Annotated in this window: 12 protein-coding genes and 1 tRNA gene; 8 read left to right on the top strand and 5 right to left on the bottom strand. The window is 72.3% G+C overall.

The genetic code is table 11. The features are described from left to right. The 4 genes from BH719_RS05705 to BH719_RS05690 form a co-directional block, all read left to right on the top strand. Positions 1-186, top strand: a 186-nt coding sequence (locus BH719_RS05705; RefSeq protein WP_009743852.1) for a hypothetical protein, incomplete at its 5' end; no start/stop codon positions are given. Next, positions 187-780, top strand: a complete 594-nt coding sequence (recR, locus tag BH719_RS05700) for a recombination mediator RecR (RefSeq protein ID WP_009743851.1) — start codon at positions 187-189, stop codon at positions 778-780. It abuts the gene before it with no gap. A gap of 105 nt (positions 781-885) precedes the next feature. After that, positions 886-2,478, top strand: coding sequence for an MFS transporter (locus BH719_RS05695; protein WP_342671358.1), 1,593 nt, complete (start codon positions 886-888; stop codon positions 2,476-2,478). A 278-nt stretch (positions 2,479-2,756) separates the two neighbouring features. Then, complete coding sequence (locus tag BH719_RS05690; protein ID WP_009743849.1) at positions 2,757-4,289, top strand: MFS transporter; 1,533 nt, start codon at positions 2,757-2,759, stop codon at positions 4,287-4,289. Between the two features lie 19 nt (positions 4,290-4,308). On the opposite strand, the gene BH719_RS05685 is transcribed toward BH719_RS05690, so the two are convergent. Next, a complete protein-coding gene (locus BH719_RS05685; RefSeq protein ID WP_009743848.1) occupies positions 4,309-6,003 on the bottom strand; it encodes a phosphoenolpyruvate--protein phosphotransferase in 1,695 nt (564 codons plus the stop codon). Between the two features lie 342 nt (positions 6,004-6,345). On the opposite strand from BH719_RS05685, the gene BH719_RS05680 reads away from it, so the two are divergent. Both BH719_RS05680 and BH719_RS05675 read left to right on the top strand, forming a co-directional pair. Further along, complete coding sequence (locus BH719_RS05680; RefSeq protein ID WP_009743847.1) at positions 6,346-7,662, top strand: aspartate kinase; 1,317 nt, start codon at positions 6,346-6,348, stop codon at positions 7,660-7,662. Positions 7,663-7,795: 133 nt separating this feature from the next. Beyond that, positions 7,796-8,848, top strand: coding sequence for an aspartate-semialdehyde dehydrogenase (locus BH719_RS05675; RefSeq protein WP_009743846.1), 1,053 nt, complete (start codon positions 7,796-7,798; stop codon positions 8,846-8,848). 102 nt (positions 8,849-8,950) lie between these two features. Here the strand turns inward: BH719_RS05675 and trxA are convergent, their stop codons facing one another. Genes trxA through BH719_RS05660 form a run of 3 tightly spaced genes read right to left on the bottom strand, consistent with a single transcriptional unit; the run spans position 8,951 to position 10,564 of the window. Then, entirely contained in the window at positions 8,951-9,322 is a 372-nt protein-coding gene (gene trxA / locus BH719_RS05670; protein WP_009743845.1) for a thioredoxin, read from the bottom strand. A 53-nt stretch (positions 9,323-9,375) separates the two neighbouring features. Further along, complete coding sequence (locus BH719_RS05665) at positions 9,376-10,014, bottom strand: TetR/AcrR family transcriptional regulator (RefSeq protein WP_009743844.1); 639 nt, start codon at positions 10,012-10,014, stop codon at positions 9,376-9,378. 4 nt (positions 10,015-10,018) lie between these two features. After that, positions 10,019-10,564 carry an NUDIX domain-containing protein gene (locus BH719_RS05660; protein WP_009743843.1) on the bottom strand — a complete coding sequence of 182 codons (546 nt, stop codon included), beginning with the start codon at positions 10,562-10,564 and terminating at the stop codon, positions 10,019-10,021. A 140-nt stretch (positions 10,565-10,704) separates the two neighbouring features. On the opposite strand from BH719_RS05660, the gene BH719_RS05655 reads away from it, so the two are divergent. Together BH719_RS05655 and BH719_RS05650 are read left to right on the top strand one after the other, a co-directional pair. Further along, positions 10,705-10,775: transfer RNA gene (locus BH719_RS05655), tRNA-Gly, on the top strand. A 267-nt stretch (positions 10,776-11,042) separates the two neighbouring features. Continuing rightward, positions 11,043-11,636, top strand: a complete 594-nt coding sequence (locus BH719_RS05650) for a DJ-1/PfpI family protein (RefSeq protein WP_216818688.1) — start codon at positions 11,043-11,045, stop codon at positions 11,634-11,636. A 197-nt stretch (positions 11,637-11,833) separates the two neighbouring features. Here BH719_RS05650 and BH719_RS05645 read toward each other — a convergent pair whose 3' ends face one another. Next, a complete protein-coding gene (locus BH719_RS05645; RefSeq protein WP_009743841.1) occupies positions 11,834-13,447 on the bottom strand; it encodes a tetratricopeptide repeat protein in 1,614 nt (537 codons plus the stop codon). Positions 13,448-13,450 lie beyond the last annotated feature (3 nt).

The raw sequence follows: 13,450 nt of genomic DNA, 5'->3' as shown, positions 1-13,450 counted from the left end.
GCGGCGCTCCGCGAGCGGGCCCTGCGCGCCCCGTCGCCTGGGCCGCGCGTGGGCGCCGCGGACGACGACTCCGCCAGTATCGACGACGAGGACATCTCCGACTCCTCGGTCGTCGGCCTCGCCGCGGTCCTGGAGGTGCTAGGCGGGCGCGTGATCGAAGAGAAGACCACCGAAGGGACCTACTGAATGTACGAGGGCGCCCTCCAAGACCTGATCGACGAGTTCGGCCAGCTGCCCGGCATCGGCCCGAAGTCCGCCCAGCGCATGGCCATCCACGTCCTGGAGGCGGACGAGGACGACGTGGCGCGCCTGGTCGATGCCATCAACGCGGTCCGCACCCGCGTGCGCCACTGCGAGATCTGTGGCAACGTCACGGAGGAGCCGACCTGCTCGATCTGCCGGGACGCGCGCCGGGACCCCACGAAGGTCTGCGTCGTCCAAGAGCCCAAGGACATCCAGGCGGTCGAGGCCGCCCGCGTCTTCCGGGGGCGCTACCACGTGCTCGGAGGGGTCATCGACCCCATCCACGGGATCGGCCCCGAGCAGCTGCGCATCGCGGCGCTCATGAAGCGCTTGGGCGAGGGCGAGATCGCCGAGGTGATCCTGGCCACTAACCCGAACGTCGAGGGCGAGGCGACCGCCGCCTACCTGGCGCGGATGCTCTCCACCATGGGGATCGAGACCTCGCGCCTGGCGATGGGCCTGCCCATGGGCGCGGACCTGGAGTACGCCGACGCGGTGACACTGGGCAGGGCGCTGGAGGGCCGCCTGCGCGTGTGAGGGCCCGCATGCTGACGGGGGCGGGGGCCGCTGGTCCACGCGCCCGCGTGTGAGCTGCGCGGTGCTCCGCGCGCGCCGCACGGACCCGGGTTAGGCTTGCTCCCCGTGGAATCGGACGCTCCCCTGAACAACTCCCCCGCCTCCGGCGGCGCCCCCACCGCGCGGCCGGAGCCCTTCACCCCCCGGCAGTGGGGGATCCTCGGCGTGCTCACGATGGCCGTCCTGCTGCTGGCGATCGACGGCTCCATCCTCTCCCTGGCGGTGCCCTCGCTGAGCGCCGACCTGGATCCCACTGCGAACCAGATCCTGTGGATCGGTGACATCTACTCCTTCGCCATCGCGGGGCTGCTGGTGACGGTCGGCAATATCGCGGACCGCTACGGGCGCAAGAGGACCCTGCTGGTGGGCGCCATCGGTTTCGCGGCGGCCTCGCTGCTGTGCGCCCTGGCGCCGGACGCCAACGTCCTCATCCTCGGGCGTTTCCTCATGGGCATCTTCGGCGCCGCGGTCATGCCCTCGACCCTGTCGATCGTGCGCGACACCTTCGACGACCCGGGCCAGCGCACGCGGGCCATCGCGATCTGGTCGATCGGCACGACGGGGGGCGCGGCCATCGGCCCGCTGCTGGACGGCTTCCTCATCGAGCACTTCCGGTGGTCCAGCGTCTTCCTCATCAACCTGCCGATCATGGTGCTGGTCCTGACGGCGGGCGTCCCGATGCTGCGCGAGTCCTACGGGAACCGCCGGGCCAGCGTCGACATCGCGTCGTCGGTGCTGTCCATCCTCACGGTCGTGCCCATCGTCTACGTCGTCAAAGAGGCGGCCCACGGCGGCTTCGGGTGGCCCCAGGCCCTGGCCCTGGTCCTCGGCGCCGCCAGCGGCTGGGCGTTCGTGCGCCGTCAGCGCCGTCTCGACCACCCCCTCCTGGACCTCGGGCTCTTCCGCATCCCCGCCTTCTCCGGCGCCGTGCTCACCGCGGGCATCGCGATCTTCGCCCTGGTGGGACTGCTGTACTTCTTCTCCCAGTACCTCCAGCTCGTCCGGGGCATGGCCCCCCTGACCGCGGGGATCGTCGAGATGCCCGCGACCGTCACCGGCATCCTGGCGGCGCTGGCGGCCCCGCGCCTGCTGCCGAGGCTGGGGCAGGGAGGGGCCATCGCATTGGGCACCGCGCTGCTGGGGGTGGGCATGGGCATCGTCGCGGCCGCCGAGTCTGTCCCCGGCATTTTTCTCATCCTGGTCGGCGTCGGGGTCCTCGGTTTCGGCTCGGGCCTGTCCATGACGCTGACCACGGACGCGATCGTCGGGGCCGCCCCCGCCTCGCGCGCCGGAGCGGCCTCGGCGATCTCCGAGACGGCCTACGAGTTGGGGGCCGCCTGCGGGATCGCCGTCCTGGGGTCCGTGCTCTCCTCCTACTACCGGTGGTTCGTGGCGCTGCCCGACGACTTCGAGTCCACCCACGGCGCGGGCGCCTCGGACTCCCTGGCCCGGACCCTGGAGGCGCTGGGGGCCAGCGGGACAGCCGCAGCGGACGGGGTGCCCCCCGGCGGCTCCGACCCCGCCCTGGCTGAGGCGGTGCGGCTCACCTTCGCCCACGGCATGCAGGCCACCGCGGTGTTCGCGGTCCTGCTGTGCCTGGCCGCCGCGCTCGTCGCGTGGCGGGCCATCCCGTCGGGGCCCGCGCGGACGGGGGAGTGAGGACTCCGGGCCGGAACAGCGCGATCCCGCGTCCAGGGCCCCGAGCCTACGGGGGCTGCCCGGGCAGCCCGGGCCGGTTCGCGCGCCCAGTGGAGGGGTGTGCGCCTCGGGATCCGTTCGACCAGTGGTCCGCCCCCGGGCTCGGCGCCCGCCCGGGCCGGGGGCGGCACCGGTGAGCTTTCGCACCAATTGGAGGGGAAGCCCGCCGAACTGGGAATTGTGGCGCCGACCAGTTGTTAGACTCGAACGGCCACGCACCCCTTCGACGGAAGACCACTATGCCTGTTCAATCCTCGTCGCAGGCGTTCACAGGGCGCCAATGGGGCATACTCGGCGTGCTCACGATGGCCGTCCTGCTGCTGGCGATCGACAACTCCATCCTCTCCCTGGCGGTGCCCTCGCTGAGCGCCGATCTGAACCCCACTGCGAACCAGATCCTGTGGATCGGCGACATCTACGCCTTCACCATCGCGGGGCTGCTGGTCACCGTCGGCAATATCGCGGACCGCTACGGGCGCAAACGGGTGCTCCTGGTCGGGGCGGCGGGTTTCGCCGCCGCGTCCCTGGTCTGCGCGCTCGCCCCCACTGCTGAGATCCTCATCCTGGGCCGTTTCCTCATGGGCATCTTCGGCGCCGCGATCATGCCCTCGACCCTGTCGATCGTGCGCAACACCTTCGACGACCCGGGCCAGCGCACGCGTGCCATCGCGATCTGGTCGATCGGGACGACGGGGGGCGCGGCGCTGGGCCCGCTGCTGGGCGGTTTCCTCATCGAGCACTTCCGGTGGTCCAGCGTCTTCTTCATCAACCTGCCGATCATGGTGCTGGTCCTGGCGGTGGGCGTCCCGATGCTGCGCGAGTCCTACGGGAACCGCGAGGCCAGCGTCGACATCGCGTCGTCGGTGCTGTCGATCCTCACGATCGTGCCCATCGTCTACGCGATCAAGCAGATCGCCCACGGCCTGTTCGACACGACCCTGGCCATCGGCCTCGTGCTCGGCCTCGTCTCGGGCGTCCTCTTCGTCAGGCGCCAGATGAGCATGGAGCACCCGCTGCTGGACCTGTCGCTTTTCCGCATCCCCGCGTTCACGGGCGCGGTCCTGGGCTCGGCGGCCTCAGTGTTCGCCCTGGTGGGCCTCGTGTACTTCTTCTCCCAGTACCTGCAACTGGTGCGCGGCCTGTCCCCCCTGGCCGCCGGGCTCGTCGAGATGCCCGCGACCGTCACCGGGATCCTGGCCGCTCTGGCGGCCTCCCGCGTGCTCGCGAGGCTGGGGCGGGGCCACGCCATCGGCTTCGGGGGCGCGTTCATGACCCTCGGCCTGGGCATGGTCGCCGTCGCCGCGTCCGTGTCGGGCGTCATCATGATCATGGTGGGCGTCGGGGTCCTGGGATTCGGCGCGGGCATGGCCTCGACGCTGACCACGGACGCCATCGTGTCCGCCGCGCCGCGCGAGCGCTCGGGGGCCGCCTCGGCCATCTCGGAGACGGCCTACCAGCTGGGCGCCGCTTTCGGGATCGCCATCCTGGGGTCCATGCAGTCGGCGCTGTACCGCTGGTTCGTGGCGCTCCCCGCCGACTTCGACCAGGTCCACGGGAGCACGGCCGGCGACTCCCTGTCGGGCACGCTGGGGGTCCTCGACCTGGCCGACCCCGCCGATGCCGCCGTCGCCGAGGCCGCGAAGACGGCGTTCACCCACGCCATGCAGATCACCACGGTGTTCGCCCTGGTCCTCATCGCGGCCTCGGCGGCGGTCGTGTGGAGGGTCATCCCCTCGCCCAGGCCCGACAGGGGCTCGCCCCGGGACCACTGAGCGGCGGTCCCGGGGGCGCTCACATGAGGCCCAGCGCCCGGCGCGCCCGGTAGCGGCCCTCGCCGCCGTCGCGCGCGCCGACGACCGCCCTGGCCGCCGCCTCGCACTGGTCCATCGTCACGGTGGCCAGCATCGCCCCCACGCCCGGGATCGCCCCGGACGCCATGGACAGGGACGACACCCCCATGCCGACCAGGACGCAGGCGAGCAAGGGGTCCGCCCCGGCCTCGCCGCACACGCCGACGGGCTTGCCCGCGCGGGCGCCCGCCCGGGCGACCTGCGCGACCAGCGACAGGGGCGCGGGCTGCCACGGGTCGGCGTACTCGGCCAGGTCCGCGGAGGCGCGGTCGGCGGCCATCGTGTACTGGGTGAGGTCGTTCGTGCCGATGGACACGAAGTCCACGGCCTCCAGGAACTGGTCGATGAGGATCGCCACGGAGGGGACCTCCACCATGATGCCGGCGCGCAGGTCGACCCCGTAGGTCTCGCGGCGCTGGCGGACCATCGCTGAGAACCACTGCGCCTCCGGGATGGTGGAGACCATGGGCGCCATGACCCACACCCGCGTCTCCGGGGCGCTCATAGCCGCGATGGCGATGGCGTCCAACTGGTTCGCGAGTATCGAGGGGTAGGGGCCGGAGGTGCGGATGCCGCGCACGCCCAGAGCCGGGTTCTCCTCGCCCGGCAGTGTCGCGTAGGCGACCGGTTTGTCCGAGCCGGCGTCCAGGGTCCGCACGACGACTTTGCTGCCGCGCCACGGGGCGATCACCTGGGCGTAGGCGCGCACCTGGTCGGTGACGCCCGGCTCGGCCGTGGACTTGAGGAACGCCAGTTCCGTGCGGGCCAGGCCGATCCCCTGGGCCAGTCCGCCCTCGTGGGCGGCCTCCGAGGCTGCCGCGTCGCCCACGTTCGCCAGGAGCTCGACCGCCCGCCCGTCACTGGTCGCGGCGGGGCCGCGCCACTCCTCGACCAGGGCGCGGCGCTGCAGGTCCGCCTCGACCAGGGAGTGCGCCACCCGCGGGTCCACGCCCGTCGTCAGCAGGCCGTCGGCGGCCTCGACCAGCACGGGCTCCCCCTCGGGGATCTCGCGGAGCCTGCGGGCGGCCACCACGCAGGGGATCCCCAGTTGGCGGGAGATGATCGACGTGTGCGAGGTGGGCCCGCCCAGGCGCGTCACGATCGCCTGGCACAGCGAGGGGTCCAGCCCGGCGGTGTCAGCGGGGCTCAGGTCGTCGGCCAGCAGCACGAAGGGCTCGGACACGGCGGGGATCCCGGGTTCGGGCATGCCCTGCAGGTGGGCGATGACCCGGTCGCGCACGTCCATGAGATCGGTGGTGCGCTCGGCCATGACGCCGCCCGCCGTCTCGAACATCACGACGAAGCGCGCGGTCGCCGCCATGACCGCCTGGACGGCGGGGGTCCCCTTGCGGATGCGCTCGGCGACATCGCGCGTCCAAGCCCGGTCGGTGGCGATGGAGGCGGTCACCACCAGGACGTCCGCGGCCTGCTCGGTGGCGCGCAGGGACTTGTCGAAGAGGGAGTCGGCGACGGCGCTCTGAGCCTCCATGAACCGGCGGACCTCGTCCTCGCGGTGCGGTGCGGGCAGTGCCGGGGCGCTCTGGGGCGGCAGCGGCGGCCTGTGGACCCACACAGCCGGGGCGTAAGCGACTCCGTGCACGACGGGGGTGCCATACAGTGCCAGTGATTCGGTCATCGCGTCTCCTTCGTGTGCCCTGCCCCCGGATCGTGCGCGGGCATGCTCCAACTTTAGGGACTGCGTGTACCCCATGCACGGGTTCGGCGCGGATCCGCGTCCATGGGGCGGGGGCCGTCCCTCTGGTCGCGCCCGGCGCTGCTCCAGTCCGTCGGCTGTCGGTCCCGCCCAACCCGCTGATTGCTGGTGCGCGGCCCGCCGACGGGCAGTGGTGACTTCCCACATAACGGTCGGATCGGGGAAGAGGGCGTGGGAGTCATAGGATTGTGGGCGGCGGCTCAGGGCCGCCCACGGGCCGCGCCCGTCGCGCCGCACCGTGACGCCTGCAGAAATGAGTAACACGTGGCACTGATCGTGCAGAAGTACGGCGGGTCCTCCGTGGCCGACACCGCGGCCATGAAACGGGTGGCCCGCCGCATCGCCGACACGCACAACGCCGGCCACCAGGTGGTGGTGGTCGTCTCCGCCATGGGCGACACGACCGACGACCTGCTCGACGCCGCCGCGGAGCTCAGCTCCGAGCCCCCCGAGCGCGAGATGGACATCCTGCTGTCCGCGGGGGAGCGGATCTCCATGGCCCTCCTGGCGATGGCCGTCGGGGAGCTCGGCGTCGAGGCCCGCGCCTACACGGGCGCCCAGGCGGGCATCCGCACGGACTCGCACTTCGGCGCCGCCCAGATCATCGGCATGGTCCCCGAGCGCGTCGCCCGCGCCGTCAGGGACGGCCAGGTCGCCATCGTCGCCGGATTCCAGGGGGTCTCCAAGGACGAGGACGTCACCACCCTGGGGCGCGGGGGCTCGGACACGACAGCCGTGGCCCTCGCCGCCGCCCTGGGCGCCGATGTGTGCGAGATCTACACCGACGTCGACGGCTTGTTCTCCGCCGACCCGCGCATCGTCCCCAAGGCCCACCGCCTGCGCACCCTCACCCAGGAGGAGACCCTGGAGATGGCGGCGCACGGAGCGAAGATCCTCCACCTGAGGGCCGTCGAGTTCGCGCGCCGCTACGGCGTCCCCCTGCACGTGCGGTCCTCGTTCTCCGAGAAGAACGGCACGTGGATCTCCGACGCCCCCGCCCACCCCGACCTCAAGGGCCTCGTGCCCGACGCCGCACTGGCACACCCCGAGGAGCCCACCATGGAAAAACCCATAATCTCCGGGATCGCGCACGACCGCTCCCAGGACAAGATCACGGTCACGAACGTGCCCAACAACCCCGGTGTGGCCGCCCGCGTCTTCGCGGTGGTCGCCGAGGTCGGCGCGAACATCGACATGATCGTCCAGAACATCCCCGTCTCGGACCCCACGAAGGCGAACATCACCTTCACCCTGCCCGAGGACCACGCCCGCGCCGCCCTCGACGCCCTGGGGGAGGCGCGCGCCGAGATCGGCTACGACGAGCTGCGCTACAACCCGGACATCGGCAAACTGTCGCTGATCGGCGTCGGCATGCGCACGAACCCGGGCGTGTCGGCCCGCCTGTTCTCCGCGCTCTCCAACGCGGGCATCAATATCGACTTGATCTCCACCTCCGAGATCCGCCTCTCCGTCGTCACGCGCCTGGAGGACCTGGACCGCGCGGTCCAGGCGGTGCACACCGCCTTCGGCCTCGACGCCTCGGAGACCGAGGCGGTCGTCTACGGAGGCACCGGCCGCTGAACGCCGACCGGGCCCGGGGCGCCCGGCCCCGCGGAGGCCAGGGCCCCACCGGGGCGGGCGGGCCCCGTCGCCACAGATCCCACCCGCGTCCGCCCCGTCGTACGGGCGCGCGCACAACAACAAGGAGAACACCATGAGCGGACTCAACGTCGCCGTCGTCGGAGCAACGGGGCAGGTGGGGCGCGTCATGCGCACCCTGCTGGAGGAACGGGACTTCCCGGTCGGGACGATTCGCTTCTTCTCGTCCGCGCGCAGCGCCGGAACGGCCTTGCCGTGGAAGGGCGAGGAGGTCGTCGTCGAGGACGTTGCGACGGCCGACTACTCGGGCATCGATATCGCCGTGTTCTCCGCCGGTGCCACGGCCTCGCGCGAGTACGCGCCCAGGTTCGCGGCCGCCGGCGCGGTCGTCGTCGACAACTCCTCGGCGTGGCGCAAGGACCCCGATGTGCCGCTGGTGGTCTCCGAGGTCAACCCCGAGGACACCGCGGACCGCCCCAAGGGCATCATCGCCAATCCCAACTGCACGACCATGGCGGCCATGCCCGTCCTGGGGCCCCTCGCGGACGCGGCGGGCGGACTGGAGCGCCTCTTCGTGTCCTCCTACCAGGCCGTCTCAGGCTCGGGGCGCGCTGGCGTCGCCGAGCTGACCGGGCAGATCGAGGCCGGTGTCAAGCAGGATCCGACCGGCCTGGCGCTGGACGGCCGCGCGGTCTTCCTGCCCGCCCCGGTCGTGTACGCCGCGCCCATCGCCTTCGACGTGGTGCCCCTGGCGGGCTCGATCGTGGACGACGGCAGCGGGGAGACCGATGAGGAGCAGAAACTGCGCAACGAGTCGCGCCGCATCCTGCACATCCCCGACCTGGCGGTGTCGGGCACGTGCGTGCGCGTTCCCGTGTTCACCGGCCACACCCTGACGATCCACGCCGAGTTCTCCGGTCCGATCACGCCGGGCCGCGCCCTCGAGGTGCTGGCCGGGGCGCCCGGTGTGCGCCTCGTGGACGTGCCGACCCCGCTGGAGGCCGCGGGCCGCGACGAGGTCCTGGTCGGGCGCGTGCGCCAGGACCAGGCCGTCCCCGGCGATCGCGGGCTCGTCCTGGTCGTCTCCGGCGACAACCTGCGCAAGGGCGCTGCCCTCAACGCCGTGCAGATCGCCGAACTGGTCGCCGCCGAGCTGCTCGCCCGCTGATACTGACCGGCCGCGGACGCGCTGAGGGCCCCGGGATTCCCGGGGCCCTCGTTGCTCAGCCACGCCGTTGCGCGGGGGCGCTGTCCGACTGCCGCCGGGGCGTCACACCTCCTGTTCGGCCGCCGCGGCGATCTTCGCGCGCACGTCGTCCATGTCGAGGGCCCCGATCTGCCCGATGAGGTCGTTCAGCGCCGACTGCGGCAGGGCCCCGGAGTGGCGGAACACCGCGACCCCGTCGCGGAAGGCCATCAGCGTGGGGATGGACTCGATCTGCGCGGCCATGGCCAGCTGCTTCTCCTGGTCCGTGTCGATCTTGCCGAACACCACATCGGGGTGCGCCTCGGAGGCCGCCTCGAAAACGGGGCCGAACTGGCGGCAGGGGCCGCACCACGGCGCCCAGAAGTCCACGAGCACGATGCCCGGTCCGGCGATGGTCTTCTCGAAGTTGTCCTGGGTGAGGGCGACGGTTGCCATGCTTCTCCTTGTCTTTGTCGCTGCTGTGGTGTTCAACGAGGCGCTGCGCGGGACTATTCCAGGGACCTTGGTCCCTCGCTCGTTACCTCTGCCACCTTCTTCTCGGGCACGCCGACGGCCCGCAGGATGAAAGCCTCCGTCATGCGCAGCGCCGCCCCCCGCTCCTGCGGGTCCCGGGGCAGGCGCTGGCCCGCCATCGCGGAGTGGATGAGGTGGACCAGGCCCAGGGTGTTCTGCGCGGGGATCGCCCCCTCGGCCACGGCGTCGTCCAGGATCGACAGCAGCACCCCGCCCACGACGCCCGCGTGGTCGCGCAGGTGCGAGGAGTTCTCCTGCGACATGTGCTTGCGCAGGGCGACCCCGCTCATCAGGTGGTAGCGGTCCGTCATCTCCATGTGGGCCCGCAGGTAGACGCGCAGGCGCCGGACCGGATCGGGCTCCTCGTCGAGGCGGCGGCGGAGGACCTCCGTGAACCCGGTGGTCACCTGGCGCATGTAGGCCAGCAGCAGCACTTCCTTGTCGGCGAAGTGGTTGTACACCGCCGTGCGGCCCACCCCCGCCTTCTGGGCGATCCGTGACATGGTGATCGCGTCGAAGGGCTCCTCGGCCAGCAGTGCGCCGAGGGCGTTGAAGAGCCGCCTCCGGGTCAGCTCCCGGTGGTCGGCCAAGGTGGTACCGATGATCTTTGGCATGCCGTTATTCTGACAGACCGGGTCCGTCCGTCGCCAAAGGTGCCTCCCCGCACGCCCCCACCACGGCGCGCACCACGTCCAAGTCGTGGCCGATCCAGTCCAGGGCCTCGACCCGGTCCAGCGGAACCCACTCCAGGGAGCAGTGGGACCCGCCGGCCGTGGGGGCGGGCGAGCCGGGCGCCACCTCCGCCAGCCACACGCCCATCACCCTGCCCTGCAGGATCGGCCACCACGACGGCCCGGGGGAGGCGGCGCTGTCGGCTCCGGCGGAGGGGCCGTCTCCGGCCCCGTCAGCGCCGACTCGGCGGGCGTCCCCGGCACCGGGCGAGGGCGCCCGCACCTGCTCCCCGACCCTGATCGCGGTCGACAGCTCCTCGCGGATCTCGCGGGCGAGGCCCTCCAGGGGCGCCTCGCCGTGCTCGAGCTTGCCGCCGGGGAGCTCGTAGCGGCCGCGAAGCTGCGGCGGGTAGGCGCGCGCGGCGCACAGGAGCCTGGTGGGGGCGCGAAGGGAATCGACGATGGCGGCGGCGACGACTGGGCGCGGATTCATCGCCCCAGGATACGTCCCCCGCGGCTCCGTCCGGCGCGCGGGGCGCCACCGGGCGCGCGGGCGCACTATTCGGGCAGGGGTGGACGCGGGCTCCAGTTCCCGCTATAATCATTGAGTCTTCCTCAAAAGGGGGGACACCCGCGGGCGTAGTTCATCGGTAGAATGGAAGCTTCCCAAGCTTCAGAGGCGGGTTCGATTCCCGTCGCCCGCTCCGGGACGGGCCCCGGCACCGCGACAGCGCGTTGCCGGGGTTCTCCGTATCCCGGGTGCCGCCGACGGGCGCGTCCCCGGAGTCGTCGTCAAGCGCGTCCGGGTGCCGCCCAAGGGCCGCGGCGGCGCGGAGCCGCCCTGTGATCGCGTGTGGAGCGCCCGGGCGCTGCGGGCCCTGTCCGCTGCGCGCCGGGAGGGGACGGCCGGGGCTGGAAGCGTAGGACCGATAGTGCCGAGGGGAGGGCGCGTGGCTGGGGCGCGGTGGACTGTGGCAGTCGTCCTCTTCGAGGGCTTCGAGTTGTTGGACGTGTTCGGACCGGTGGAGTTGCTCAGCTTCCTCCTCTCCGACTACGAGATCACCTACCACGCCGACGAGCCGGGGGCAGTGCGCTCGGGCCAGGGCGCGCGGGTCCTCGCGCCCCTCCCCCTGGAGGGGGCGGCCGATATCGTTGTGGTCCCAGGGGGCCCGGGGACGCGGCGGCTCGTGGGCGACCGCGCCTTCCTCGACGTGTTCGCCCCCTGGGCTGCCAGGGCGCCCGTCGTCGCCTCCGTGTGCACGGGATCCGCGGTCCTCGCCGCGGCGGGGCTCCTCGAGGGGTACCGCGCTACGTCGAACAAGAGGTCCTTCGCCTGGGCGTCCGGGTTCGGCCGCGACGTGGAGTGGGTGCCGCGGGCCAGGTGGGTGCACGACCGCGACCGGTGGACCTCGTCGGGCGTCGCCGCGGGAATGGACATGGCCCACGCGCTCATCGCCCACTTCAGCGGGCCGGACGCGGCAGCGGAAGCTGCCCGTGCGGCGGAACTGGAAGTGAGGACGGATCCGCATTGGGATCCTTTCGCGGATCCCCACCACCCGGGTTGAGGCGCGCTCCGGTGGGTGGGACGGGCGGCGATTCGCGCCCCCGCATGCCGCTCAAGGCGCCCGCGGCGGACCGATGGCCCCGCGCGCCGCTGAGGGCGCCCGCGGTGGAGCGACCGCTCCGCGGGCTCGAACGGCGCGGAGCCGGTCCGAGCGGTGCGCGAGCGCCGTGGACCGCGCCGCTGCCACCCCGGCCGGCCTCACATGCTCCTGGCCTGGCGGCGCAGCTCCTCGGCCTCGGCCGCGCGGCCCTGCGCCTCCACGACTCCGGCCAAGTGCCCCATGCAACTGGCGCGGACCTCTTCGGTGCCCGGGACCGCGGAGAACAGGCCGATCGCGCGGCGGTAGCTCCGCTCGGACTCCGCCAGGCGCCCCATGGCGCGCAGCGCGAGCCCCAGGCCGAAGCAGCAGCTCGCGCTGTCCCGTTCGGCGCCGCCAATGGCCGAGTACAGGCCGAGCGCCTTGTGGAACATCGCCTCCGCACGCGACGGGCGGCCCAGGTTCGTGTAGGTGAGCCCCAGGGAGCTCAGGCAGTTCGCCCGCTCCCGCTGCGCGCCCTCAATGCCCTCGAACATGCCGAGCGCCTGCCGGAAGCAGTCCTCCGCCTCGACGAAACGGTTCATCGCGCGCAGAGCGTCCGCCAGGTCGAAAAGGCACTCGGCCCGGTCGCGGTCGCCCACGCCGAGGCCCCCGTAGAGGTCGAGCACCTGGCGGAAGAAGTCCTCCGCCTCCGACAGCCTGCCGAGCTCCTTGGTGGCCAGCGCCAGGTTGTACAGGCAGTACGCCCTTCTCAGCTCGGCGTCGGGCAGGCCCAGTTGGTCGGGCAGCGTGTAGAGCGGGAGCGCCTGCCGGTACAGGTCCACCGCCTCGTCCGCCCGACCGCCGTCGACCAGCACCAGGGCCAGGTTGTTGAGGCAGCGGGCCTGGTTGCGCGCCGTGCCCTCGATCCCCTGGTAGAGGGGCAGCGCCCGGCGGTAGAAGTCCTCCGCCTTGGAGCGGTCCAGGTTCCGGTGCGCGTCCCCCAGGCCCCGCAGGCAGTCGGCGCGGTCCTGCTCGGTGCCGCCGACACCCTCGTACAGGGCGAGCGCCTCCCGGTAGAAGGCCGCGGCCTCGGCGCAGCGGCCCTTCGCTCCGACCAGGTGGGCGAGGTTGTAGAGGCAGTCGGCCTTGTCGCGCTGGGCGGTGTCGTCCAGGTTCGCGTACAGCCGCAGCGCCTGGCGGTACATGTCCTCCGCCTCGTCGAGGCGGCCCACGGACGCGACCGTGTTCGCCAAGTCGTTGAGGCACTCGGCCTGGGCGTGCTCCGTGCCCTCGAAGCGGGTGTAGATGGCCAGCGCCTCGCGGTGCAGCCCCTCCGCCTCGGCGGGGCGCCCGATCCGTGCGAGCGCGCAGGCCCTGCGGTACAGGCACGTCGCCTGGATGTACTCGGTCCCCCGGTACTGGCGGTAGTACTCGAGCGCCTGCTGGTACAGCTCCTCCGCCTGCGAGTGGTTACCCAGGGACTGGGCGATCGTTCCGATGCGTTTGAGGCAGTCCGCCTGGAGCCCCTCGGCCCCCTCGAAGGACGCGTAGAGGCCGAGCGCGCGGCGGTAGTGGAACTCGGCCTCGCCCAGCCTCCCCAGGTAGTAGATGGCGGTGGCCATCGAGTACAGGCACCGGGCCTGCTCCAGTTCCGTCCCCTCGCGGGCCTCGTAGAGGGCGAGGCTCTGGCGCAGCAGTGTTTCGGCCTCAGCAAGGCGCCCCTGGTCGAGTTCCTCCTGGCCGCTGGCGAACAGGGAATCGGGATCGCTGTGGTCCGCGGCGCTGTCCGGCATGGC

The sequence above is a fragment of the Pauljensenia hongkongensis genome (assembly GCF_001746855.1).
Taxonomy (GTDB): Bacteria; Actinomycetota; Actinomycetes; order Actinomycetales; family Actinomycetaceae; genus Pauljensenia; species Pauljensenia hongkongensis.
Note: the sequence above shows the minus strand (reverse complement) of the source record. Positions and strands in the feature narration are given on the sequence as shown.